Origin of the sequence: Paraburkholderia sp. ZP32-5 (genome assembly GCF_021390495.1) — a bacterium.
Taxonomy (GTDB): Bacteria; Pseudomonadota; Gammaproteobacteria; order Burkholderiales; family Burkholderiaceae; genus Paraburkholderia.
This window is the reverse complement of record NZ_JAJEJP010000003.1, coordinates 1055333-1079959: the sequence shown is the minus strand read 5'-3', so window position 1 is coordinate 1079959 and position 24627 is coordinate 1055333. Positions and strand designations below refer to the sequence as shown.

Sequence of the window (24627 nt, the reverse complement as noted above, 5' to 3'; positions counted from 1 at the left end):
TGTCTGCCTCTGTCTTTGAATGTAGTGTGAACGATTCAGCCGTGCTTTTAGGCCTGATTTCAGGCCCGCATTTAGCCTCGCATTTAGCCTTGCTCCGCGCGGACCATGTTCCTGGTCCCCAGCACCTGCTGCGCGATCAGCAGGAACAGCACGACCACGCCGACCTGCAGCGCCGAAGCCGCGGCCACCACCAGTTGATCGCCCTGAAATTGCAGGTAGCTGAAGATCTCCAACGGCAGCGTCGTAACGCCGGGGCCGGTCAGGAACAGCACGACGTTGGCCTCGCCGAACGACACGATGAACGCGAACATCCATCCAACCATAATGCTCGGCCAGATGATCGGCACCACGACCAGCGTGAACACGCGCCACGGGTTGGCGCCGAGGCTCAGTGCCGCTTCGTCCAGCGACCAGTCGAACGATTGCAGTGCCGCGTAGATCGAGCGCAGCGCATACGGAAAGCACACGACCACGTGCGCGATGGCGAGACCCGCGATCAGCGGCATGCCGAACGTGCGATAGAGCAGCAGTAGCGCGAGGCCCAGGATGATCGCCGGAAATACCAGCGGCGCGATGAACAGCGTTTCGAGCAGCGCGGCGAGCCGGCCGCGCTGACGCGCTAGATAGGTCGCGCCGAGCAATGCCAGCGCGGTCGATACGGTGGCCGCCAGCAGCGCGAGCCAGAAGCTCGTCACGAACGAGCCGCGCATTTCGTCGGAATCGAGAAAGGCCCGGAACCAGCGCAGCGACAGCGAATGCGGCGGAAAGGCGATCGTGTCGCCGCCGTTGAACGACAGCAGCAGCACGACGAGGATCGGCGCGAAGATCAGCAGCAACGCGACGAGCGCGGTGCCACCGAGTAGCCATTTGCTTGCACGCATGATTTACGCTCTCCCCTGGACGCGCTGCGGGCGCAGCAACAGCTGAATGATCTTGGCCAGCAGCAGCGCCACCACCAGCAGCACGAACGACAGCGCCGCCGCCTTCGGCCATTGCGCGGTCGATGCCGCATCGAACACCATGCTGACCAGCAGCTTGTAGCGCGCGCCGCCGAGCAGCGAGATCGATACATACGCGCTCAGCGCGAGGAAGGTCACCAGCAGCAGGCCGGAGGTGACGCCCGGCGTCGACAACGGAAACGTGACCTCGCGAAACACACGGAACGGGCTCGCGCCCAGCGACTCCGCCGCCTCGTAATAGCGCCGATCGATCGCGGCGAGCGAATTGGTGATCGAGATGATCATGAACGGCAGCAAGATGGTCATCAGACCGACCGTCAGCGCGCCGACCGAATACAGATACTGCTTCGGATAATCGAGCAGCCCGACATGCTGCAACGTGCTGCTCAGCACGCCGTTGCGGCTGAGAATACTGACCCAGCCATACGCGCGCACGACGTTACTGACCATCATCGGGAACATCAGCACCAGCATCGCCATCACGCGGCGCTTGACCGGCATTCTGACCAGATACAGCGCGACCGGATAGCCGAACAGCAGGCATAGCGCCAGCACCAGCACGGTAATCAGCAGCGTGCGTTCGATGATGCCCAGATAGAACGGATCGGCAAGCACCGCGGTGTAGTTGCCGAGCGTCATCGGCCACGCGTACAGATCGGTGCCCGAATTGCTCATCACGCTGATGAACAGCAGATAGGCGAGCGGCAACGCGAAGAACGCCAGCAGCAGCACGACCGGCGGAATCGCCACCGTCCACATCAGGCTGCGGCGGGTTACGCGCAGGCGCGAAGCGCTTGCCGGGCGCTGCCGCGACGTGCTTTTCGACGCGGCCTTCGTGGACTCGGCGGCTTCGGCAGGGGAGCGGACAGGTGCGGTCATGCCGGTTCCCCGTGCAGTGGTACCAGATGTTTCGGATCCCAACCGATATGCACGCGCTGGCCGGGCACCAGTTCGCCGCTCAGCTTCTGCGTCGGCAGATCCATCACGATCGCCTGACCGGCGATGTCGGTGAAGACCTGCGTCTGCGCGCCCTTGTAGACGACATTGGTCAACGTGGCGGGCACGCCCGAGCCGGCGTCGCTCAAGAACAGGTTTTCGGGCCGCAACGCGAGCTTCAGCGCGGAGCCCGCGCTCCTTGCGTCGCCGCTTGCCGGCACCGGGCAGGTGCGGCCGAACACTTCGATCAGATCGGCGTCGGCTTCACGTCCCGCCAGACGGCCTTCGATCACATTGGCCGCGCCCAGAAAGGTGGCGACGAATTCGTTGGCCGGCCGTTCGTAGACATCGCGCGGCGCGCCGAGCTGTTGAATACGCCCGGCCTGCATCACCGCGATCGAGTCGGACATCGTCATCGCTTCTTCCTGATCGTGCGTGACGAAGATCGTGGTCATGCCGAGCCGGCGCTGCAGCGTGCGCAGTTCGACCTGCATCTGTTCGCGCAGCACTTTGTCCAGCGCCGACAGCGATTCGTCGAGCAACAGCACGTCCGGTTCGAACACGATTGCGCGGGCGATCGCCACGCGTTGCTGCTGGCCGCCCGACAGTTCGCGCGGATAACGCTTGCCGAAGCCCGCCAGCGACACCAGTTCCAGTGCGGCCTCGACCTTGCGTGCCGCGGCCGCGGCGTCGACCTTGCGCATCTTCAGCCCGAACGCGACGTTCTGCGTGATCGTCAGGTGCGGAAACAGCGCGAAGTTCTGGAACACCATGCCGAAGTTGCGCTGGTACGGCGGCAATGCGGTGACGTCGCGCTGCCGGATCGACACCGAGCCGGTGGTCGGTTGCTCGAAGCCCGCGACGATGCGCAGCGTGGTCGTCTTGCCGCAGCCGCTCGGCCCCAGCAGCGAGAAAAACTCGCCCTCGTGGACTTGCAGATCGAGCTGGTCGATCGCAACCGAATCGCCGAAATGTTTGACGATGCCCTTCAGCTCGACGCCGATTTCGTTGGACGGCTGACGGTGTGGCAGTGTGCTCATTGCAGATTCCTTATCGCTCGATCATGCTCGGCGATGCGTTTGCAGGCCGATGCGAGGCGCAGCGGCAATTCCAGCAACGTCAGTTGCTCGACCGGGCGCTGACCGCTATGAGCCCAGCTCGGTATGGCTTCGGTGAGGACATTCATCAATTCGGCGGCGATCGCGGGCGTCGCATCGTTGCTCGGACGCGACCACCATGCGTTCAGCTCGTCCCATTCGTCGCGGCGCCTCGTCAGTTCGTTATCGAGCAACTCGGCGAACTCGGGTTCTTCGGTTTCCGCAATGTGTTTAGCGACGCGCACCGCAGCGGTACGCCATGCCTGGTCGATCTGTTGCCAGCGTGCGTAGTCGATGCCGGCGGCGGAGGCGTGCTGCGAGTCCGCATCAGCTTCCGGACGCGCATCCCGCGCATGAATATCGAGGTACGTCACCGCGTTGAGGATCAGCCGGAACGCAATGCAATCCTCGCGTTCGTAAAAGCGCAACGTCTGTTCCATCACCTTGTCGCCACGAATCGGCAGGAAGTGCCGCACGTAGTGATCGGTGGCCATGCCCTGGCGCAGGAACTCGCCCATTTCCGGATGCGGTGAGAACAGCACCACGCGCCGGCCCTGCGCACGCGTGGCGATGATGGCCACTTGCCCTTGCTGCGCTGCGCGGTAGTGCGCGGCATCGATCGGGTTGTCGATGAAAAGCCGGCTCGGCATCACGAGGCCGCCGAACAGAGCAGGGGCGTCGCAGCCATCGTCGCTGGCCGCGGCAAAGATCGGTCCGTGGTAATAGGGCAATTCGATCCGGTCGGGCAAGCCGGCGCACAGTGCGTGACCCGCGGCAAGGTCGACATTGACGAGGCCCACGCCGGGCTGAAGGTACTCGTGCGAATACAGCGGCTTGCGCGGTATCAAGCCGAGCCAGCCAGGGCGGCCGCTCGACAGATAGAACGCGCCGCCGCATGAGCCGATATAGGCGCCGCCTTCGTCGATAAAGCGGGCGATCGCCGCGTCGACGCCAGCCACGTTTTCCGCGCGATCGAGGCCCCAGGTCGCGAAGCCGCCGGGCATGATCAGCAGGTCGGTGTGATCGAGCGCGCCAGCGACGATCTCCGCCGCCGTGACGCGCCGATGCTCGATGCCGAGCGACCACAGCGCATGCGCGTAGTACGCGTGGTACGGATAACCGACGGCGGCATCCGCGTAGATCAACACGCGCAGATGCCGCAGACGCTGGCCGCGCGCCGCGCCGGCTTGCGCTTGCGCTTGTGCTCGTGCTGTCAGCCCCAGTTCCGGCAGCGCGTCGGCAAGCCCGCTGTCGAGCGTGACCGCGTCCGGCGCCAGGTGCGCGGCGAACCCATGCGCGGCAGCCCGGTGCGCGAGGACCACCGGTGCCAACCGGTGCGGCTGCCGTTGCAGATCGATCTCCAGTTGCATGATTGCGTCAGCCCGAGACGATACGGTTCCATTGATCGGTCCAGCGCGACCGGTTCGCGGCAATCGACTTCTGGTCCAGGTCGATGATCCGTTTGGCCTGCTCGGGGGTGAACTCCACCCGCGCGCGCAGTTCGGGCGGCAGTAGCGCCAATGCGGCCGGATTGGTCGGCGCGTAGTTGAACACCTTGGCCACCCACGCCTGATATTGCGGGTTCAGCGTCATGTTCACGTACTGCTCGGCAAGCGCCTTGTGCTTGGTGTTCTTGCCGATGCCGGTGCCGGACGTATAGGTGATCGCGCCTTCAGTCGGCAGCACCCATTGCACTTTGGCGCCCTTGTCCATGATCGTGTAAGTCTGCGAGCGGTACAGCAGGCCAACCACTGCTTCGCCGGTTTGCAGCGTGCTCATCATCGTGTCGGTGTCCTTGGCCCAGATCGGGTCGAGGCGCGCCATCTTCTTCAGCATGTCGAAGCCGGCTTGCTCGTCGGTGGGCGGCTTGCCGGCAGCCATCGCGCCGATCGGGATGATGTAAGGCCCGATCGAATGGGTGATCTCCGGCAGCACGATGCGGCCGCGGAACTCTTCGTTCCATAGGTCCGCGTAACGCTTCGGCGGATTCTTCACCTTCTCGGTGTTGTACACGATGCCGAGCGCCGAATAGATGTTGGCGGCCCAGCCTTGCGATCTGAAGCGGGCAGGGATCTGCTTGAGGAAAGGCAGATTCGGTGAGCTCTCGGACAGCGCTTCCAGTACCCCTTGCGATTCCGCCATCGGCACCACGCCGTCGTGCAACTGAACCAGGTCGTAGATCTGGTTGTTCAGCGCGAGTTTCATCTTGGTGACGCGCTCCACCGGACTCGAACTGCGATCCTGCACGATGCGCCAGCCGGTGGCTTTCTGGAACGGCGCGTCGACGTTCTCGGCCATGCCGTTGCCCCACAGGCCGCCCCAGGTCAACAGCGTCAGCGAGCCGTTGTCCGCGAAGGCGGAGCGTGCGCCGAGGCCGGCCAGCGACGTGACTGATAGCGCCGGTACCATCTTCAGCAAGGTTCTGCGTTTCATTCTTCTATGCTCCTGATCGATCGTGAGAATCGTGTGCTTGAGCTACTGCAATGAGCGGCTCAATAAGCTGCTGCAATGAGAGGCTGCGATGTCAGGCGACCGACTGGTACTGCTTCGGACGCGTTGCGAGGGCCTGCCGGACGATCCGCTCGACGTGCGCGCGCTCGTCGCCCGCCAGTGGCAGGCGAGGGCGGCGCACGTGCTCGGTACCGACTCCGACGATGGCATCGATGAGCTTCAGGTTCTGCACCAGCTTGGTGGACACGTCGAGATGCAGCATCGGTGTCATCCAGCGGTACAGGGTCAGTGCCTCCTGATGGCGACCGGCTTTCAGCAGGTCGAACAGCGCGACCGTTTCGCGTGGGAACGCGCAGCCGACGCCGGCCAGCAGGCCGTCGCAGCCGATCGCGAGGCCTTCGTACGCGAGGTCGTCGACGCCCATGAAGATTTGATAGCGCTCGCCGAGCGCATTGCGCAGGTCGGTCACACGACGCACGTCGCCGGTACTCTCCTTGATCGCGACGAGCCATTCGCAGCTAGCCAGTTCGGCCATGTGCTGCGGCAGCAGGTCGACGCGGTACGCGACCGGATTGTTGTAGATCAGGCAGGGCTTCTGCGCGGCTTCGGCCATGGTCCGCACATTGAGCATCGCCTCGCGCGCGTCGGCCACGTAGATCACGGAGGGCATCAGCATGAAGCCGGCGACGCCGAGCTTATTGGCGCCATAGATGTAGCGCAGTGCTTCGCGGGTGCTGGTTTCGGACACGTTGGCGAGCACCGGAATGCGGCCGTCCGCCGCCTCCAGCGCGATGCGCGCGACCTCGAGTTTTTCTTCGAGCGTGAGCGTGCTGGCTTCGCCCAGCGAGCCGCAGGTGACGAGGCCGTGGATGCCGTTGCGGATCTGGAAGTCGATGTGACGCATCGTGCCTTCGGCGTCGATGCGTTCGTCGGCGTGGAACTTCGTGGTGATAGCCGGAAAAACGCCGGTCCAGCGAGTGGTGCTCAGAGCGGTACTCATCGAGACTCCCAGGGTGGCCTGCCGCCAAATATTGGGCAAATATATTTACGATATTTTTTGACAGGCATAGGGGAAAACCCTGGGACGCTCCGAAGCGTGCTGCATCAATCCACGGGGATGTTCTCCCGAAAGATGACCTGCAGCCGGGGCAAATAACTCGGCTCGGTCTGCCCCCGCACCGCCGATGCCAGCAGCCGGACGGCTTCGCGCGCCTCGACGCGGGGGTTCTGTTCGATGACGGCGTCCATCGTGCGGTCCAGCAGGAATTGCCGGGATGCGCTGGTCAGGTCATGGCCGACGAACATCACCTGGCGCTGCAGCCCCGCTTCCTGCAACGCGCGGCCGATGCCGGAGTTGCCGGCGCCGACGTTGTAGATGCCCGCGGGCACGCCCGACTGAAGCAGTTGCCGGGTCAGTTCGTAGCCGCGCGCCCGGTCGTCGCCGATCTCCAGCATGCGACTGATTTTGAGGTGCGGAAACTCTTCGCTGAGCAACGCGCGAAAGCCCATTTCGCGCTCTTCGTGCCCGCGATAGGCGAGCGAGCCCAGAAACACCGCCACTTCCTGCGGCACGCCCTGAGGCAGGAAGCGCCCCAGCAACCATGCCGCGAGCCTCCCGGCCGCGCGGTTGTCGATGCCGACATACGCAATGCGCGACGACGTCGGGATGTCCGATGCCAGCGTGCACACATGAACGCCGCTTGCTTCGAGCGCGCCGATCGCATCGCGGACCTGTGGATGATCGAGCCCGACGAGTCCAACGGCGTCGGTATGGCCTTTGAGTTGATGCAGTTGCGCGGCGAGCTTTTCGGCGTTGAACCCTTCGACCAGATGCAATTGCGCGTGCACCTCCGGCCGGCACTGAGCCTCTGCCAGCAGATGCTCGCGCAGCAGCGACATGAAGCTGTTATCGCCGGCGGGCAGAACGAAGCTCAGGCGAATGGCGTTCGAATTCGCTTCGCCACCGTGACCGAGCTTGCGCGCGATGGTCAGCACGTGGTCGCGCGTATGGCTGCGCACGCCGTCGCGTCCGTTCAGAACGCGGTCTACGGTGGCGGTCGATACGCCCGCGGCCTCGGCGATCGTGGTGATGGTGGCTCGGCTCATCGTTCGATTCGATTGATTTGATGGGGGGTGGATGCAATCGACTCTATCACATCATTTTGATTTGATTACATCAAATTGATGTGTTTTTGAGGATTGAACATCTGGCGCGGTATATTTTCATCACAGCGCTAAGGAGGCTGTTTTTAAAGGAGTTTTGGCCGCATAGTCCCGCCGGACAACGCTCTTACACCGTCAATTTGATGTCAATACGTGAAATCGATCATGCAAAATGATGTGATTTGTTTATAAAAAAGATGCGATAGTTTGACCCGAGAAAAGCAGGCCACTAGGAGACGAGCATGTCCGTAACCGGGCTCCAACCCGATGCACCCGTGCGCGAGAGAGGCTTCACGATTGGCTGCATCGGCGCCGGCATGATCATGGCCGAGTGCCATCTGGCCGCCTATCGCGAAGCGGGCTTCAATGTCGCGGCGATTGCATCGCGCACACCTGCCCGCGCGCAAGCCGTCGCGCAGCGATGGTCGATCGGACGCGTGTACGACACGCCGCAGGCGTTGATCGCGGATCCCGAGGTGGACATCGTCGATATCGCGTTTCCACCCGATCAACAGCCCGAGCTGATTCGCGCGGCTCTCGCCGCGCCGCACGTGAAGGCGGTGCTGGCGCAAAAGCCGCTGGCGCTGTCGTTGTCCGAAGCAGTGGCGTTGCGCGATGAAGCACGCAAGGCGGGCAAGCTGTTATCGGTCAACCAGAACATGCGCTATGACCAGTCGATGCGCGTGCTCAAGCAATTGCTCGATCAAGGCGCGCTCGGCGAACCGGTGCTCGCGCAGATCGACATGCATGCGATTCCGCACTGGCAGGGCTTTCTCGAAGGCTACGACCGGCTCACGCTGTCCAACATGAGCGTGCATCACCTCGACGTGCTGCGTCATCTGTTTGGGGATCCTGTCGAAGTGACCAGCGTGGTTCGTACCGATCCGCGCACGCGCTTCGCGCATCAGGACGGCATCGTCGCAACGACGTTGCGATTCGGCTCGGGCCTGCTCGCGTTTTCGCTGGAGGATGTGTGGGCCGGACCGCGCCACGACGGCTTCGCGGACGATCAGTACATCCACTGGCGCGTCGAGGGTACCGAGGGCGTGGCTAAAGGCACGATCGGCTGGCCGCATGGCAAGCCTTCCACGTTGAGCTATGCGTCTGAGCGTCTGACGGACGGTCAGTGGGTGACGCCCGAGTGGTCGACGATGTGGTTTCCGCACGCCTTCGTCGGCGTGATGGAGCAGTTGCAGTACGCGTTGGCGAGCGGCACCGAGCCTGCACTGACGGTCGCCGATAACGTCAAGACGATGGCGTTGGTGGAGGCGGCGTATCGCTCCGCAGCCGAGCGCCGCACGGTGCGCATGGCCGACATTCCGCTGTCCGATTAGGGGCTTCGCCCCGCGTCGGTTTCCGTGCACAAGTCCAGTTCCAGGCAGGCCGACGGGCGGCCCTTGCAAGGGGAGCCCTGCCTATCCATAGGAGACAGAGCATGATTCAACCCGGTATCTTTTCAGGCTATTTTCCGTACGATCTCGCCACCGCGGCAGACAGGATTCGCGCTCACGGCTTCAACACCGTACAGCTCGATCTGCACTTCAAGGACATGGATCTCGGTCGCGGCCAGATCACGCTGGACAAGTGCGAGCGCATCCGCAATACGTTCCGCGATCACAATCTGCCGGTCTCGTGCATTTCCGGCTATACGAACATCGTGCATCCCGATCCGGCGGAGCGGCAGCGGCGCAATGACTACCTGAAGGAGATCATCGCGCACGCGCAGTACCTGGGCTCTCCGTATGTGATTTCGGAAACCGGCACGTTCGCGACCGACAGCGACTGGGTCCACCATCCGCGCAACAAGACCGAAGAAGGCTGGGAGCAATGCCGCGCGGTCATTCAGGAACTCTCGCAATACGCTTACGACCATGGCGCCGTGTTTCTGCTCGAAACCTATGTGAACAACGTGGTCGGATCGGTGGAAGAAACGCTGCGCATGTTCGCTGAAGTCAATCACCCGGGGCTCGGTTTGCTGATGGACCCGACCAATTACTTCGAAGATCACAACATCGATCAGATGGACAAAACGCTCAACCAGGTATTCGATGCGCTGTCCGACAAGATCTGCATTGCTCACGCGAAAGATGTCAAACGCGCCGGCGGCGACAAGTCTGAAAAGCACTCGGATATCGGCGACGCCGACGCCGCCGAGAGCCACACGTTCCGTGGCGTGGGCGAAATCGAATTGCCTGCTCCGGGGCTGGGCGCGTTGAACTACGACCTGTATTTGCGGCGTCTTGCGAAGCACCACCCGAATATCCCGATCATCATCGAGCACCTGACCGAAGACGATGTGCCGCGCGCAAAGGCATTTCTCGACGGCAGGCTGCGCGCCAACGGCGTTTGAGTTCGAGCGCGAAGCGCGGGCGCTTTTGCCCGCGTTTCCCGATCCTCATTCCTCAACCATCCTGGCACGATGAGTGCCGGTTTCTGGAGTCAACGCACACATGGTGCAGCTATACGCCACGGCAATGAGCAGGCGGCAGATCGAAGCGCGCTGCGGACAGCTCGCGCAGTTTGCCGGTGTGAGGCTAGTTACGCTGGATGATGGACTGGAGCGCGGCATTCGTATGCTCGAATTTCGCAGCGGCACGGGTCTGCGTTTTACCGTGCTGGTCGATCGCGCGATGGATATCGCCGAGTGCGAGTTTCGCGGCTATGCGGTGGGCTGGCATTCGCCCGCCGGGTTTCGGCATCCCGGCTTGCACGAGTATGAAGGCGAGGGCGGCCTCGGTTGGCTGCGTTCGTTTTCGGGTTTGCTGGTCACCTGCGGGCTGGATCACATCCTGTTCATGCACGACTCGCCGGCGGACAACTACGTGTACAAACCGCGCCAGAAAGTGCAGCACTCGATTCATGGGCGGGTCGGCACGATCCCGGCGCGGCTCGGCGGCTATGGCGAGCGTTGGGAAGGCGAGCGCTGTTTTCTGTGGGCTGAAGGCGTGGTTTCGCAGGGCACGGTGTTCGGCGAGCATCTGGAATTGCATCGACGTATCGAGATCGAAGCGGGCACCAACGACATCCAGTTGACCGATCGCGTGGTCAATCGCGGCTTTTATCGCACGCCGCACATGCTGTGCTATCACATGAACATCGGCTATCCGGTGCTCGACGAAGGTGCGCGTTACCTCGCTCCGATTCAGGACGTGGTGTGGGCCGCGCACGCCGATTCGTATCGTGCGCAAGGGGTCGGCTATCAGCGTATGCCTGCGCCGCAAATGGGCTTTCATGAGCAGGTGTGGCAGCACGAGATGAAGGCCGACGCGGCCGGTCTCGTACCCGTCGCGCTGGTCAACGACCGCCTCGGCATCGGCGTCGAAGTCACGACGCGCAAGGACCAGTTTCCCTGTCAGTATCAATGGCAGAACCTTCAGGCGGGCCAGTATGCGTTGGGTCTCGAGCCATCGACGAATCATGTGCTCGGCGAAGGCGGCGCGCGCGAGCGCGGTGAGTTGATCTGGCTCGAACATGGCGATGAACGTCACTACGACACACGTATTCGCATTCTCGCTGGCGAAGAAGACATCTTCCGCAGTGAGCAGCGCATTCGCGCGATCTCGCCGCAACCGCTCGACGACTATCCGCCAGTCTCCGGCTGCTTCGTGCCGTTGAGCGGACGCGGAGCGAGCGAAAGGCACGAAGGGCAAGGAGGCGCGGCATGAACGGCACGTCGATGCAGTTTTCGTTGCGCGGCCGGCGCGTGCTGCTAACGGGAGCTGGAGGAGGCTTGGGGCATGGCGTGAGCCTCGCGCTGTTGCGCCAGGGCGCGCGGCTCTTCGCGCTCGATCGCGATGCCGAATCGCTCGCGAGGCTACACGCCGCCGCGGAGTCCGAACGGGTAGAAGAGCAGTTGCAAACGCTGCAAGTCGATCTGGCGGATGAGACGGCGTTGCAGCACACGTTGGATCGGTTGACTGCCGATGCGCCGCTCGACGTGGTGATCAACAACGCGGCCATTTATCCGTCGCGGCCATTCGACGCGTATTCGGATGACGAGCGCGCCCGCGTGTATCGCGTGAATGTTGCGGCCGCGCTGCAAATCATCCGTGCGGCGCTGCCGGGCATGCGCGCGCAAGGCTGGGGCCGCATCGTCAACATCGCGTCCATCACGCTGTCTGGGGGCTGGGAGCATTTGCAGCCCTATGTCGAATCGAAGGGCGCGATGGTCGCCAACACGCGCGCGCTCGCGCGCGAGTTCGGCGCCGAGGGCATCACCTGCAATGCGATTTCTCCGGGCGCATTTCCAACCGCCGCCGAAGCGATTCATCCGGACTTGCCGGGTTATGAGCGCATGGTGCTCGAACGCCAGTCCATCAAGCGGCGCGGCCACGCGAACGACATTGCCGCCGCGATCGTTTTTCTCGCTTCCGAGGAAGCCGGGTTCATCACCGGACAAACGCTCGCCGTCGATGGCGGCTGGATCATGCACTAAAGGGTATCTACATGGGTATTTTGACGGGTTACAAGGTGCTGGACTGTTCGATCGCGATGGCCGGACCGTTCGCCGCGCAGAGCCTGGGCGATCTCGGCGCCGACGTGGTGAAGATCGAGCCGAAGGAAGGCGAGTGGCAGCGTCACGCGCCGGCCGGCGGTATCAAGGGCAACAAGATCAATGTGTCGTTCCTGTCGCTGAACCGCAATAAGCGCTCGCTGGCGGTCGATCTGAAAAGCGCGGACGGCCAGGCCATCATGCGTCAACTCGCCAGTCAGGCCGATGTGTTCATCCAGAACTACCGGCCGGGTGTCGCGCAGCGTCTGGGCGTCGACTATGACAGCCTCGCGCGGATCAATCCCCGGCTCATCTATGTGTCGATGTCCGGCTATGGCGAGGATGGCCCGTATGCGCGCAGGCCCGGCCAGGATCTGCTGTTGCAGGCGATGTCGGGGGCGATGCTGTCGACCGGCTGCGAAGGCGAGGCGCCGCGTGCCGCGGGCCAATATCTGGTCGATGCGGTGACCGCGTATTGCGCGTTCGAGGGCGTGCTTGCCGCTCTGCTGCATCGCGAGCGCACCGGCGAAGGGCAGAAGGTCGAAGTCAATATGCTCGACGCGATTACGACGCTGCAAATGCAGGAGCTTTCGGTATTCACGGTGGGCGGCAAGGCACAGACGCGCAGCGCCGAACCGCATGCGCACAGCTATATTCGCGCACCCTATGGCACCTTCGCGACACGCGACGGCTATCTCGCGCTGGCGATGCCCGACATGACCGCGCTCGCGCGAGAACTGGAGCAGCCGGCATTGCTCGACTACGTCGACGAAGCCGCCGGCTGGACCCGGCGCGACGATATCTTTCGCCTCGTGCGCGAAGCGATGACCCGACGCACGACGCAGGACTGGCTCGATCGTCTTGGCAGCGCGGGTATCTGGTGCAGCCCGGTGTATGGCTATGCCGAGCTGGTGGCGGACCCGCAGATCGCGCACAACGGCACCTTCGTCGAATACGAGCATCCGACCGAAGGTCACGTGAAAACGCCCGGCTTTCCGATTCGTTTCGGCAAGAGTCCCGCCACGATCCAGCGCGGCGCGCCGCTGGTGGGACAGCATACGGCGGAGATTCTGCGCGAATACGGTTTCGATGCCGACCAGGTCGCTGCGTTCGAGGCCAATGGTGCGATTGTGCGCGGGGAGCAGGCATGAGCCGGCGATGGCGCGGGCTGACATGGGATCATCCGCGCGGCTATGCCGCGTTGCGGGCCGCGGCGGATCAGTCGGAACTGATCGAATGGCACACGCATTCGCTGGAAGGCTTCGAGTCGGCGCCGATCGGGCAGTTGTGCGAGCAATACGATCTGATCGTGCTCGACCATCCGCATCTGGGCGAAGCGTTGGCGCAAAACTGTCTGCAACCGCTCGATACGCTATTCACGCGTGAAGCGCTGCAGCGCATCGAACGCGACAGCATGGGCTTGAGCTATGCCAGCTATCGGATGGCGGGTTGCCAATGGGGACTGCCGCTGGATGCCGCGACCCAGGTGATGGCTGCGCGCGCCGATCTGCTCGCGCGCGCGGACGCTGCCGTTCCAACGCAATGGCACGATGTGCTGGCTATGTCGCGTCGCACTGGGCAAGTGGCGATGTCGCTGGCGGGACCTCACGCATTCCTGACGCTGCTATCGATTTGCGCGGCGCTCGATCCGCAACTCGCGCTCGCCGATGGCGCGCGCTGGCACTCACCCGACGTGGTTCGCGAAGCCTGTGAGTTGCTGGTGGAGTTGGCCTCGCTGAGCCCGGCCTGCGTGCGCGACGAGAACCCGATAGGTTTGCTGCAGTACATGACGACGCACGACGACGTGATGCTGTGCCCGCTCGTCTATGGATACGTGAATTACACGCAGGTGCAAAACGGTGTGCCGCTGGCATTTCACGACGCACCGAGATTCGACGCAAGGCCGCCGGGTTCCATTCTTGGCGGAACCGGAATCGCGGTGACGAAGCGTTGCGAGGTCGATACCCAATTGATCGAGCACCTGCTGTGGCTGTTGAGCGAAACCGCGCAAAGCGGTTTTATCCCGCAACACGCGGGGCAGCCCAGCCATATCGCAAGCTGGCGCGATGCAAACGTCAACGCGGCCAGCGGCAACTTTTATCTGAACACATTCGCGACCGTGCAGGCGGCGAGCCTGCGACCGCGCCATGACGGATTCATCGCGATACAAGCCAAGGCATCGGCGCTATTGCGCGACGGATTGCTGGCCGGTGCATCGGCGGCGAGTCTGGCCGATCGCCTGAACGGCCTGTGTCGTCCGCGCGCTTCGTGACCGAATTCGTGACTGGAGGAATGCTTCGTGACTTGCCTCGTTAATTTTGAAGTACAGGACCATGTGGGCTGGATCGAATTGAACCGGCCGGAAAAGCTCAATGCGATGACGCCCGAGATGGCGGAACTGCTGCTCGATGCGGTGCAGGCCTGCAATCGCAGCGATGACGTTCGCGTCGTCGTGTTGACGGGCGCGGGACCCAAAGCCTTTTGTGCCGGCTCCGACATCACGGAACTCGATAGCTACGCCACGCCTTGGGACTTTCGCAACCGCCGCGACTACTGCGATCTGATTCGCGCGCTCAGGAAGCCCGCGATCGCCGCGATCAACGGCTATGCGTTCGGCGGCGGACTGGAGATGGCACTCGCTTGCGACATCCGTATCGCGTCGGACAACGCACGGCTCGCCGCGCCTGAAATCAAGCTCGGCTGGATTGGAGGTGGCGGGGTGACCCCACAGTTGCTGCATTCGATCGGTGCATCGAGCGCGGCGCTGATGGTGATGACAGGCGAGCCGGTGTCCGCGCAACAGGCAATGACCTGGGGGCTGGTCAGCGAAGTCGTGAGCGCCGATGCACTGCGTGAGCGAGCCGCGAGCATCGCAGGTGCGATTGCCGCGCGCGCGCCGATTGCCGCGGAAACGGCCAAGGTCAACTTGCGCGCGGCGATGAGCATGCCGCTGGAGCAGGCAATCGTCTACGAGCGCGATCTGCAGACGATCTGCTTTGCGACAGCCGATGCGATGGAGGGCAGAAGGGCGTTTCAGGAGAAGCGGGCTGCGGAGTTCAAGCGTCGATGAGGGTATGTACCGTTGAACGAGATACGACCGCACGCTGATAAGGCAGATCGCACGGTCGATCGATTCGTTGCTGATACGCGCGGGTAAATTTCGATGCCGGCTCGTTGAATTCCGCGTCTTGCGCTTAGCGCCTCTCCAGTTTTCTGTACGTCTCCCGCAGTTCTTCCTTCGCGCCGACATCCGGCGCTACACCTCCCACTCCTACGCTACGCGATCAAGGTTGCCCGACCCAGCGGCTACCTTGATCGCGCCAACGATCCGCCCCCACACAACACAGCTATGTGACGGGGCATGCAATGCCTTACGGCATCCGCCCCGGATATGAACGCGCCCTTAAAAGCAGTGGGTCATTGCCATGCCACGCGAGCCGCTTACTGAAAGACCCGGCCGCAAAGTCTATCAGTCAATCCCTCATTGACACCCATTGCGGTATCGTGCTCCAATCGTCTCGTTCCATATACGTGTATGCCGTTCTTCATATAAGAACGAGCAAGGCGATCTTTGCCCGAAAGATCGGCCCATACAAGGAGAGAAAGCGATGCCGCATGAGAAAGACCTTGCCCACTGGCATGAACCCGCTGGTCACAAGAAAGCCGGTTTTGGCGAGTTCAAGAAGCAACCGACGCCTTACGACCTTTTCATGGAAAGCGAAGGCGTGCCGGTCTTCCGCGACATCGGTATCAAGGACGTGCGCGATCTGCCAATGGTGGAATGGAAGCGTAAGGGCGGCCGTGGCCACTACATCCAGTTGCTGGGCACGGAAACGAAATGGGGCTGCTATGTGGTTGAAGTGCCCGCGGGCAGTGCACTGAACCCCGAAAAGCACATGTTCGAGGAAATCTACTGGGTGGTCGAAGGCCGGGGCACCACCGAGGTCTGGCTCGAAGGCGAAGGCCGCAAGCACGTGTTCGAATGGCAAGCCGGTTCGATGTTCTCGATTCCGATGAACGCATGGTTCCGTATCGTCGACGGCTCGAACTCGGGCGCGGTGCTGCTCGCGGGCAACACGGCACCGAATGTGATGAACCAGATCAACAACGTCGAAGCGGTGTTCAACAATCCGTTCGTATTCCGCGATCGCTTCAGCGCGGACGAAGACTTCTACAAGCCGCGCGATGACATCGAAACGGATCCGGTTCGCGGTCTTGCTCGCCGTCGTACCAACCTGATCACCGATGCGGTCAATTGCGAGTTGCCTCTGGATAACCGTCGTTCGCCGGGCTATCGCCGCGTCGAGCCGTTCATGACGGAAAACTGCTTCTATTTCTGGATCGGCCAGCATGAACAGGGCCGCTACTCGAAGGCTCATGCTCACACGTCGGCGGCCGTGCTGATCTGTCTGAAGGGAGAAGGCTATACGTATTCGTGGCCGGAAGAATGCGGCGAAACTCCGTGGGCCGATGGTCGCGCGGACAAGGTCCGTCGCCTCGACTACGGTTACGGCGGCATCGTGACCGCGGCGCCGGGCGGCGCGCGTTGGTATCACCAGCACTTCAGCACGTCCAAAGACCCGTTCCGTCTGACCGCGTGGTTCGGCCCGCACAACCCGGGCCGTGATCCGGGCGCGCCGGGCTCGAAGCACAACGACTACACGGCTCAGGATGTCGGTTCCGGCGGCACCGCGATCCCGTACTGGATGGAAGATCCGTACATCCGTCAAGAATACGAGGCGCGCCTCGCGAAGAACGGCGTCCAAAGCCGTATGGACTCGACGTGGTACGTGAAGCCGGAAAAGAATGTCGGTGACTCGGTGGTCTGACGCGTTTGCGTAGCGAGTCCATAGGGCTGTGTTCTTCTGGGGACACGGCCCTAACTTTTATGCACTGGAGACAAGCATGAGCGGTGAGTCGCAAGAGGGGCGCATCTTCTTTACCGATACCGGCCGGAGCCTGGAGGAAGAAGATGAAATCGAACTGATCAGCGTGGGCATCGACGTCGGGTCTTCTACGTCCCACATGGTCGTTTCGCGCATCGTTCTCGAACGCACGACCACGCGCTACATCGTTGCGGAACGTACGATCCTTCACGAGTCGGATATCCTGCTCACCCCCTATACCGACGATCTGACTATCGATGAAGCCCGGCTTGGTGCGTTCATCGATGAGCAATACCGGAAGGCGGGCGTCACGCCCGAACAGATCGATACCGGTGCGCTGATTCTCACCGGTCTGGCGGTCCGTCGTCGCAATGCACGCGCTATTGCAGATCTGTTTGCAGCGCAGGCGGGCAAATTCGTGTCGGTCTCGGCCGGTGACGGTCTCGAATCGATGCTGGCGGCGTTCGGTTCCGGTGCCGTGTTGCGAGCACTGCGTCAAGGTACCCGTCTCCTTCACCTGGACATCGGCGGTGGGACCACGAAGATCGCCATCTGTGAAGAAGGCGAGGTTAAAAGCGTGACGGCTATCGATATCGGCGCGCGCATCATTACGCTCGACGAGCAAGGCCACGTGGCCCGTGTCGAAGCCGCGGGCGAACGTTTTGCGCAGGAGGTGGGCGCCACGCTGAGCGTGGGTCATCGGCCGTCTCCCGGTGTACTCGAAGCCATCGTCGAGCGCATGGCCGAGCACCTGTGCGAAGCGTCGATGAAAAACGGCGCGGAACTCGATCCGGCAACTGCATCGTTGCTGCGTCTGCCGCCGCTGCAAGGCGCCCGCGTTCCCGATCTCGTCACGTTCTCCGGTGGTGTTTCGGAATACGTTTACGGCCGCGAAACGCGCGTATTCGGTGACCTCGGTTTGATGCTGGCCGCCGCTGTTCGCAGGCGCATCGAAGCCTCGGGCGCCGAGATCAAGGAAACGGATGAGGGTATCCGGGCCACGGTCGTCGGCGCGTCGCAATACACGGTGCAAGTGAGCGGCAGCACGGTTTACGTCGAACCGCAGTCGGTTCTGCCGTTGCGCAATCTCCCGGTGGTGGTCCTCGATTTCGATCTCGAGCCAGACCAACTCGACCCGAAGGATATCGAAAACGCAGTGACGACCGCGCTTGTGCGGATGGACCTGCACGAGGACACCCAAGCCGTTGCGCTTTTCTACCGGTTTGCCGGGACGGCATTCTATCGCCGCATGGACGCGCTTGTGGTCGGCGTGATGAACGCGATGCGCACGCGGATCGAAGCCGGGCAACCGATCGTGCTGATCGGCGAGGGCGATGTCGGCGGCTTGATCGGCATTCATTTCAAGCGGGAACGCAATCTGCCGGTGCCCATCGTTTCCATCGACGGGATCTCGCTGAAGGAATTCGATTTCGTCGATATCGGCGAACTGCTGCCCACTGCGTCGGCGGCACCCGTCGTGATCAAATCGCTGGTGTTCCCGACGTCGAGCGGCCTCGGCCAAACCGCATTCGAATCCGTGACCGAAACCACAGCCGAAGCTACGATCGCATAGGGGATTCGCGATGACATATCTACGCGATCTTTATCCCCCGAGCGCCGCACGCGAATCCGGCTGGATGGATGTCGGTGGGGGCCATCGCGTCTTCTGGGAAGCGCATGGCAATCCCGTGGGTATTCCGTTGCTGCATCTATGCGGAGGTCCTGGCGGTTCTCCGAGCCGGCAGGATCCGCGATTCTTTAACCCGATCGGTTATCGAATCGTGCTCCTTCATCCGCGTGGAGCCGGCTGTTCTACGCCGGCGGCCCGCATAGAACACAACACGATGGCCGATCAGATCGCCGATATCGAGCAACTACGCACGCAGCTCGATATCGATCGCTGGATTGTTTCGGGCGCATCCTGGGGGACCACCGTGGCGTTGGCCTATGCGCAAACCCATCGGCAAAGAGTCCGCGCTCTGTTGCTGCGTGGCGTTTTTCTTTGCAGCGCAGACGAACTGGAATGGCTTTACGGAGGAGGCGCCGGCCGCCTGCATCCCGAGGCCTGGGCGCGGTTCTCTAGTTGGACCAGGGCTGCGGAGCGTCGAGGTCTTCTACAGGCCTACGCGGAGACATTGAATTGCGGCATCGCCGAAGAAGAATACGAAGCGGCTTATCAGTGGTGTGCCTGGGAAAATCATCTGGCCGGATTCCGGGACCAGCAACGCGACACGGACCCACAAACGAAGGCGCAAGAATTGGCGATGGCACGCATCTCCGTGCACTACTTCCTGAATGACGGATTTCTATCGCCTGATCAACTGATCAATAACGCGAACCAATTGCACGACATCCCTGGTACGTTGATTCAAGGTACCAGGGATGAGCTTACCCCTATGGGCGTGTTTCCCTTGATTCAGGCATGGAAAAGGTCGGTATTTCACGCTGTTGAAGGTGGAACCCATGTAAGCAGCGACCATGCTGGAATGATCGATTGCATTGTTCGCAACTCAGTCGAGTTGATGAGTTTGAAATAGGCGGTACGTCCCCCCCATTCCTTAAGTATCGTTTGCATCCGATACTCCGTCACCTGTGTAGACACTGCGCTGGCAGCCGCTGGAGAGTAGCGATAATGAACTACGAAGTAAATTCACAGACGATTCGTATCGCGGAGTTTGTCGACGAACAGAAGATTGGCTCATTCATCTGGACGGTCGTATTCATTGGCTTTCTATGCCAGCTCTGTGACGGTTATGATCTGTCGGCCGCGGCATTCGCGGCGATTGGTATCGCCAACGAGTTCGGCATCGAGAGACACGCATTGGCGCCGCTGTTCAGTGTCGGTCTGTTCGGCATGCTGTTTGGCGCGCTGGGTTTCGGCTACATCGGTGACCGTTGGGGCCGGCGTGTGGCCGTACTCTCTGCCGCAGTGCTTTGTAGTGCGTTCACGCTGCTTAGTGCGACCGCCGAATCCTTTTCCACGCTGGTCGTGTTCCGCTTCTTTACCGGCATTGCGCTCGGTGGCCTGCCTGCAAATACCGTGGCGCTGACAGCCGAATACGCACCGCAGCGTAAGCGCGCGCTGTTGATCACCATCATGTTTGTGGGCATGACTTTTGGTGGTGCTCTGCCGGGCCAGCTCGGAAGCATCATTCACCCGACGCAATGGCGGCTGATTTTCACTATCGGTGGCCTGGCTCCACTCGTGACCGCGCTGCTCGCGTACTTCTTCCTGCCCGAGTCGATCAAGTTCCTGGTCGTGCGTAACCCGCACGATCCGCAGATCGTGAAGCTTGCGCGCCGGATTCGTCCGGAGCTGAACATTCCGGTCGATCCGAGGTTTTATATCCATCAGCTCGCGGAAAAGAAGTTCCACGTCAGTCAACTCTTCGAAGGCAATCTGCGCATCATTACGCCGCTCATCTGGGTGATGTCGATCACGAACCTGTTCGCGAATTTCTTCATGAACAGCTGGATGCCAACCCTGCTGCATTCGTTCGGCCTGAACCCGCACGAAGCCGAACGCGCTGCCTCGATGTACTACCTGGGCGGCGTTCTTGGCGGCCTGCTGATGTCGGTGATGCTCGACCGAGGGCGTCTTCTGGTCGTGCCTCTGTATATGGCGCTCGGCGCTGTAGCTGCTCTGTTCCTCGGGCAGCAAACACACTCGATGATGCTCGCCCTTGGCGTGTTCGGTGTCGGCCTGTTCATCCTGGGTACGCAGTCGGGTACGAATGCGCTGATGGCCATTTGCTACCCCACTCAGATTCGCGCGTCGGGTACGGGCTGGGCACACGGTCTGGGACGCTTCGGCGCAATTGCGGGTCCGTTGACTGGCGGTGAGCTGATCCGTATGCATATGAACATGGCACAGATCTTTTGGGCGCCGGCAATCATGTCGGTGATCGGTTGCGCGGCTACGATCTGGCTCGCGCGCGTGGCCCGGCATCGCTTTCCGAAGAACTAGCAGAAGGTCTTATTCGGAAACATCGGTTGATTCCGACGAGTCCGTTCGAACTGACCTCGTAACGCCCAGACTTTCTTCGGCTGATCTGGGCGGACCGCTGCGATCATTACGACTCGCATGGCCGCCCCTTGAACGTGCTGCCTATCCGCGCTTTCGCAAGGTTCTTGCCACGCAAGACCTGTCAGCCTGCTGCATACCCCCGCTCGATGATGACGCGCCGTTGACCTGATACCGGTGCGTGCATCGCCACGCCCCTGCTGCCCAATTCTCCCCACTTGAAGACAACGCCGGAAAACCTGCCGACACCCACGGCACGCGTTTATCCAATACGGCGAATGGTGCATCCAGAAATCACCGGTTGTTCGATCGCTGGGACTGCGCCAATAATCAGCCAGCCGCTTTACTCTCATGTCAGGAGAAGTCAATGTCGCCCCAGGCACAGACACAGGCACCGACCGGTTTCTCGAACACCGTCATCGCTCTCGACCAGCAAGTACTTTTTCAGCCCGGCGAAACCGTTAGAGTGATGACCCGCTCGCCGATCGGACACTACCGCGTTCCGATCTACCTGCGCGGAAAAACGGGCGTGGTCGAGAAGGTTCTGGAACCCATGCAGTTCGACAATGAGCGCGAAGGTTACGGGCAAAACGGCGGCGACAAACGCCACTATTACCGGATTGCATTCTCGCTGAAGGAGCTGTGGCCCGACTACGCGGGGCCGGCTCACGACAATCTGCACATTGAAGTCTTCGAAAACTGGCTGGAAAGGAGCTGATATGGCATCCCAATTGCACGATCACCATCACGATGATCACACGCCGATTACCCAGGACGGTGAGCCCGACTATTACGAGTTACTGGAAGCGGCACTGCGCGAGCTTCTGATCGAACGCAGCCTGATCAGCGCGGACGAGATCCGGCGTCAGATCGAAGTACTGGATTCGCGAACGCCGGCACTCGGCGCAAAGATCGTCGCGCGGGCTTGGCTCGATTCGACGTTCCGCGACAAGCTTCTGAAGAATGGACGGGCAACCTGCGAAGAACTCGGCATCAATTTCTACGACGATACCGATCTGATCGTCATCGAGAATACCGACAAGGTCCACAATCTGATCGTTTGCACGCTGTGCAGTTGCTACCCGCGGCCCATTCTTGGGCTTCCGCCGGATTGGTACAAGTCGCGTAACTATCGCGCGCGGGCCGTCATTGAACCGCGGGCCGTGCTTGCGGAATTCGGCACCGTGTTGCCCGATGACGTGCAGGTACAAGTGCACGATTCCACCGCCGTCGTCCGCTATCTGGTGCTTCCACGGCGACCAGCCGGAACCGACGGCTATACCGAAGAGCAACTGGCCGCGCTCGTTACGCGAGACGCGATGATTGGTGTCGTCCACCCGCGCACCACTGAGGAGACAGTGTAATGACCATCAACAAGGGAATGAGTCAGCCCGAGAACCTCGTCAACCGTATTCCCAATGATCTCGGCGGCCTGAGCGCGGGGCCCGTGCAGATTACCGATCACGAACTGCTGCCGTGGGAAAAGCGCTGCCATGCATTGGCGGATGTGCTGGACTTTCACAAGATCATCAACACCGAGGAAAAGCGCCGCGGTGTCGAAGCGCTCGGTAGCGAGATGGTCAACAAACTGTCCTATTACCAGCGTTGGCTCGTTGCCTTTTCGAACATCCTGTTCGCGAAGGGTATTCTGGTTCCGTCACAATTGGCGCAGAAGATGGACGAGGTGCAGCAACGCTGGCATGACGAAGCGGCAAAGGCCGAACGCGCCGGCTTATGACGGCGTCGACACCGGCGGAAGTCTGCTTCTTCGAGCGGGATCCCAATTGCGGGCTGCTGCGCCGCGCGGTAACGGAAGCGATTGGAACGTTGATGCTGATGTTTGCGGCGACGGGGTCAGCCGTCATCGCTGCAAGCCTCGGCGCGCCGAATGCTGCGGCGCTTTTGCTGCAGGCATTTGCGGTCAGCGGCGCGCTCGTCGCTTTGATCATCGCGTTTGGCGCGGTGTCGGGCGGCCATTTCAATCCGATCATTACAGCAGGGCAATGGATAGGCGGTGAAAGGACGCTTCGTTGCACGATCGCCTATATTGTCGGGCAGATGATCGGTGCCGTCGCCGGCGCAGTGCTGGCGCGATGTATATTCGCGGTCCCGGCTATCCCGGCCATTCCAGTCGGTCCTGCAGGATGGGCCTTCGCGGGCAGCGAGCTGGTCGCGACGGCGGGGTTGATGGTCATCGTCTTTGGGTGTTCGCGAGCCAGGCGCAGCGAAGCAGGGCCGTTTGCAGTAGGCGCGTGGCTGGTCGGAATGATCATGTCCCTGCCTTCTTCGTATGCGAATCCCGCACTCGTGGTCGGCGCCATCTTCGCGGTAGGACCGATTAAGATCGCGTTGGGGACCATTGCGCTGTTTATCCCCGCGCAGGTCATTGGTGGATTGGTGGCGCGTGCGATCGTGGCGTTCGCGTACGGAGGCACACGTGCGGAACGCCTGCAGCCGGAAATCGTTGCCTTGAGTCCACACGAAGATTGAGCGATGGCCCGATTCGTACGTCGATGCCAACCAAAGCGGAGAAATTCTTTTGTCAGCAACTTCATCAGTATCCGGCACCGGCGCGCGAAGCCTGCGCGGCCGTGTCATCGCCATCTATACGGTGTTGGCATGTTTCAACGTGGGCGTGTGGGTTTGGGCGTTTATCGCCTTCCATGCCCAGGTGCTGCTTCTTAGCACCGGCCTCATCGCATGGGGCTTTGGCCTGCGGCACGCGGTGGACGCCGACCATATCGCCGCGATCGACAACGTGACCCGCAAGCTGATGCAGGATGGCAAGCGACCGGTCAGCGTCGGGCTCTTCTTTGCGCTCGGTCATTCGGCCGTCGTCATTCTGGTTGCCGCGCTGGTCGCTGTAACGGCTTCGGTATTGCAGCATAACGTCGCGTCGTGGCGAGGCATCGGCGGGATCGTGTCGACGTCGGTATCCGCGCTGTTTCTTTTCCTGATCGCCACGATGAACATCGTGATCTTGCGTGGCGTGTGGAAGGCATTCAACCGCGTGCGACGAGGTCTGCCTTATGTGGAAGAGGATCTGGACATTCTGCTGGGTAACCGGGGGCTCATTGCACGGCTATTTCGACCGCTTTTCCGGCTGGTTTCGAACCCGCTGTGGATGTTCCCGCTGGGTTTCCTTTTCGGACTTGGCTTCGATACCGCAACCGAGGTGAGTCTGCTCGGCATCTCGGCGACTCAGGCCTCGCAGGGCTTGTCGATCTGGACCATTCTCGTTTTTCCGGCGCTTTTCGCGGCGGGTATGTCGCTGGTCGACACAACGGATGGCATCCTGATGTTGAGCGCCTATGAATGGGCGTTCGTCCGGCCGATCCGCAAGCTTTACTACAACCTGACTATCACGCTCGTGTCGGTCGTCGTTGCGCTGTTGATCGGCGGCATCGAGACACTGGGGCTGATTCAGGACAAACTCGGACTTGGGGAAGAAGCGGGTGCGTTCTGGACCGCCATCGCCACGCTCAACAACAACTTCAACAATCTGGGATTCTTCATCATTGGCGTGTTTGTCGTCGCTTGGGGAATGTCTTATCTGATCTACAAGGCGAAAGGGCTGGACGACATCGAGACTCAATCGGCGGGGTCGCGCTGATTGCGG

Annotated in this window: 23 protein-coding genes; 16 read left to right on the top strand and 7 right to left on the bottom strand. The window is 61.6% G+C overall.

The genetic code is table 11. The features are described 5' to 3' along the window. Positions 1 to 83: 83 nt before the first annotated feature. The 7 genes from L0U82_RS37355 to L0U82_RS37325 form a co-directional block, all read right to left on the bottom strand. On the bottom strand, positions 84 to 881 hold the full coding sequence (locus L0U82_RS37355; protein WP_233838855.1) for an ABC transporter permease: 798 nt from the start codon (positions 879 to 881) through the stop codon (positions 84 to 86). A 3-nt stretch (positions 882 to 884) separates the two neighbouring features. Further along, the gene (locus L0U82_RS37350) at positions 885 to 1838 is read right to left on the bottom strand and encodes an ABC transporter permease (protein ID WP_233838854.1); all 954 of its coding nucleotides are present in this window, start codon (positions 1836 to 1838) and stop codon (positions 885 to 887) included. Then, positions 1835 to 2935, bottom strand: a complete 1101-nt coding sequence (locus tag L0U82_RS37345) for an ABC transporter ATP-binding protein (protein ID WP_233838853.1) — start codon at positions 2933 to 2935, stop codon at positions 1835 to 1837. The genes L0U82_RS37350 and L0U82_RS37345 overlap by 4 nt, the downstream gene beginning before the upstream one ends. Next, the gene (locus L0U82_RS37340; RefSeq protein ID WP_233838852.1) at positions 2932 to 4362 is read right to left on the bottom strand and encodes a BPL-N domain-containing protein; all 1431 of its coding nucleotides are present in this window, start codon (positions 4360 to 4362) and stop codon (positions 2932 to 2934) included. The genes L0U82_RS37345 and L0U82_RS37340 overlap by 4 nt, the downstream gene beginning before the upstream one ends. Positions 4363 to 4369: 7 nt before the next feature. Then, positions 4370 to 5425, bottom strand: coding sequence for an ABC transporter substrate-binding protein (locus tag L0U82_RS37335; RefSeq protein ID WP_233838851.1), 1056 nt, complete (start codon positions 5423 to 5425; stop codon positions 4370 to 4372). A 91-nt stretch (positions 5426 to 5516) separates the two neighbouring features. Then, on the bottom strand, positions 5517 to 6443 hold the full coding sequence (locus L0U82_RS37330) for a dihydrodipicolinate synthase family protein (protein WP_442793718.1): 927 nt from the start codon (positions 6441 to 6443) through the stop codon (positions 5517 to 5519). 104 nt (positions 6444 to 6547) lie between these two features. Further along, positions 6548 to 7549 (bottom strand): LacI family DNA-binding transcriptional regulator, encoded by a 1002-nt coding sequence (locus L0U82_RS37325; protein WP_233838850.1) that lies wholly within the window; start codon positions 7547 to 7549, stop codon positions 6548 to 6550. A gap of 299 nt (positions 7550 to 7848) precedes the next feature. Here L0U82_RS37325 and L0U82_RS37320 point away from each other — a divergent pair, with 299 nt between their 5' ends. The 16 genes from L0U82_RS37320 to L0U82_RS37245 all read left to right on the top strand — a co-directional run bounded on the left by L0U82_RS37320 (position 7849) and on the right by L0U82_RS37245 (position 24621). After that, positions 7849 to 8940, top strand: coding sequence for a Gfo/Idh/MocA family protein (locus L0U82_RS37320; protein ID WP_233838849.1), 1092 nt, complete (start codon positions 7849 to 7851; stop codon positions 8938 to 8940). A gap of 101 nt (positions 8941 to 9041) precedes the next feature. Continuing rightward, entirely contained in the window at positions 9042 to 9956 is a 915-nt protein-coding gene (locus L0U82_RS37315; protein ID WP_233838848.1) for a sugar phosphate isomerase/epimerase family protein, read from the top strand. A 100-nt stretch (positions 9957 to 10056) separates the two neighbouring features. Then, positions 10057 to 11271, top strand: coding sequence for an aldose 1-epimerase family protein (locus L0U82_RS37310; RefSeq protein WP_233838847.1), 1215 nt, complete (start codon positions 10057 to 10059; stop codon positions 11269 to 11271). Beyond that, complete coding sequence (locus L0U82_RS37305) at positions 11268 to 12041, top strand: SDR family NAD(P)-dependent oxidoreductase (protein ID WP_233838846.1); 774 nt, start codon at positions 11268 to 11270, stop codon at positions 12039 to 12041. The genes L0U82_RS37310 and L0U82_RS37305 overlap by 4 nt, the downstream gene beginning before the upstream one ends. Before the next feature lie 11 nt (positions 12042 to 12052). Further along, the gene (locus L0U82_RS37300) at positions 12053 to 13249 is read left to right on the top strand and encodes a CaiB/BaiF CoA transferase family protein (protein ID WP_233838845.1); all 1197 of its coding nucleotides are present in this window, start codon (positions 12053 to 12055) and stop codon (positions 13247 to 13249) included. Then, positions 13246 to 14370 carry an extracellular solute-binding protein gene (locus L0U82_RS37295; protein WP_233838844.1) on the top strand — a complete coding sequence of 375 codons (1125 nt, stop codon included), beginning with the start codon at positions 13246 to 13248 and terminating at the stop codon, positions 14368 to 14370. The genes L0U82_RS37300 and L0U82_RS37295 overlap by 4 nt, the downstream gene beginning before the upstream one ends. Before the next feature lie 27 nt (positions 14371 to 14397). Further along, positions 14398 to 15168 carry an enoyl-CoA hydratase/isomerase family protein gene (locus tag L0U82_RS37290; protein WP_326489797.1) on the top strand — a complete coding sequence of 257 codons (771 nt, stop codon included), beginning with the start codon at positions 14398 to 14400 and terminating at the stop codon, positions 15166 to 15168. Positions 15169 to 15706: 538 nt separating this feature from the next. Continuing rightward, on the top strand, positions 15707 to 16927 hold the full coding sequence (locus tag L0U82_RS37285) for a cupin (protein ID WP_233838843.1): 1221 nt from the start codon (positions 15707 to 15709) through the stop codon (positions 16925 to 16927). Positions 16928 to 17003: 76 nt separating this feature from the next. Next, positions 17004 to 18557 (top strand): ethanolamine ammonia-lyase reactivating factor EutA, encoded by a 1554-nt coding sequence (locus L0U82_RS37280; RefSeq protein WP_233838842.1) that lies wholly within the window; start codon positions 17004 to 17006, stop codon positions 18555 to 18557. 10 nt (positions 18558 to 18567) lie between these two features. Continuing rightward, positions 18568 to 19521: an alpha/beta fold hydrolase gene (locus L0U82_RS37275; RefSeq protein WP_233838841.1), complete on the top strand. Its 954-nt coding sequence runs from the start codon at positions 18568 to 18570 to the stop codon at positions 19519 to 19521. Beyond that, positions 19479 to 20951, top strand: coding sequence for an MFS transporter (locus L0U82_RS37270; protein ID WP_233838840.1), 1473 nt, complete (start codon positions 19479 to 19481; stop codon positions 20949 to 20951). Before L0U82_RS37275 ends, L0U82_RS37270 begins: the two co-directional genes overlap by 43 nt. Before the next feature lie 424 nt (positions 20952 to 21375). Beyond that, complete coding sequence (locus L0U82_RS37265; protein WP_233838839.1) at positions 21376 to 21726, top strand: SH3-like domain-containing protein; 351 nt, start codon at positions 21376 to 21378, stop codon at positions 21724 to 21726. Between the two features lies 1 nt (position 21727). After that, positions 21728 to 22372, top strand: a complete 645-nt coding sequence (gene nthA, locus L0U82_RS37260) for a nitrile hydratase subunit alpha (protein ID WP_233838838.1) — start codon at positions 21728 to 21730, stop codon at positions 22370 to 22372. Further along, positions 22372 to 22746 (top strand): SH3-like domain-containing protein, encoded by a 375-nt coding sequence (locus tag L0U82_RS37255; protein WP_233838837.1) that lies wholly within the window; start codon positions 22372 to 22374, stop codon positions 22744 to 22746. Before nthA ends, L0U82_RS37255 begins: the two co-directional genes overlap by 1 nt. After that, the gene (locus L0U82_RS37250) at positions 22743 to 23498 is read left to right on the top strand and encodes an aquaporin (RefSeq protein ID WP_233838836.1); all 756 of its coding nucleotides are present in this window, start codon (positions 22743 to 22745) and stop codon (positions 23496 to 23498) included. The genes L0U82_RS37255 and L0U82_RS37250 overlap by 4 nt, the downstream gene beginning before the upstream one ends. A gap of 49 nt (positions 23499 to 23547) precedes the next feature. Next, on the top strand, positions 23548 to 24621 hold the full coding sequence (locus tag L0U82_RS37245; protein ID WP_233838835.1) for a HoxN/HupN/NixA family nickel/cobalt transporter: 1074 nt from the start codon (positions 23548 to 23550) through the stop codon (positions 24619 to 24621). Positions 24622 to 24627: the final 6 nt, after the last annotated feature.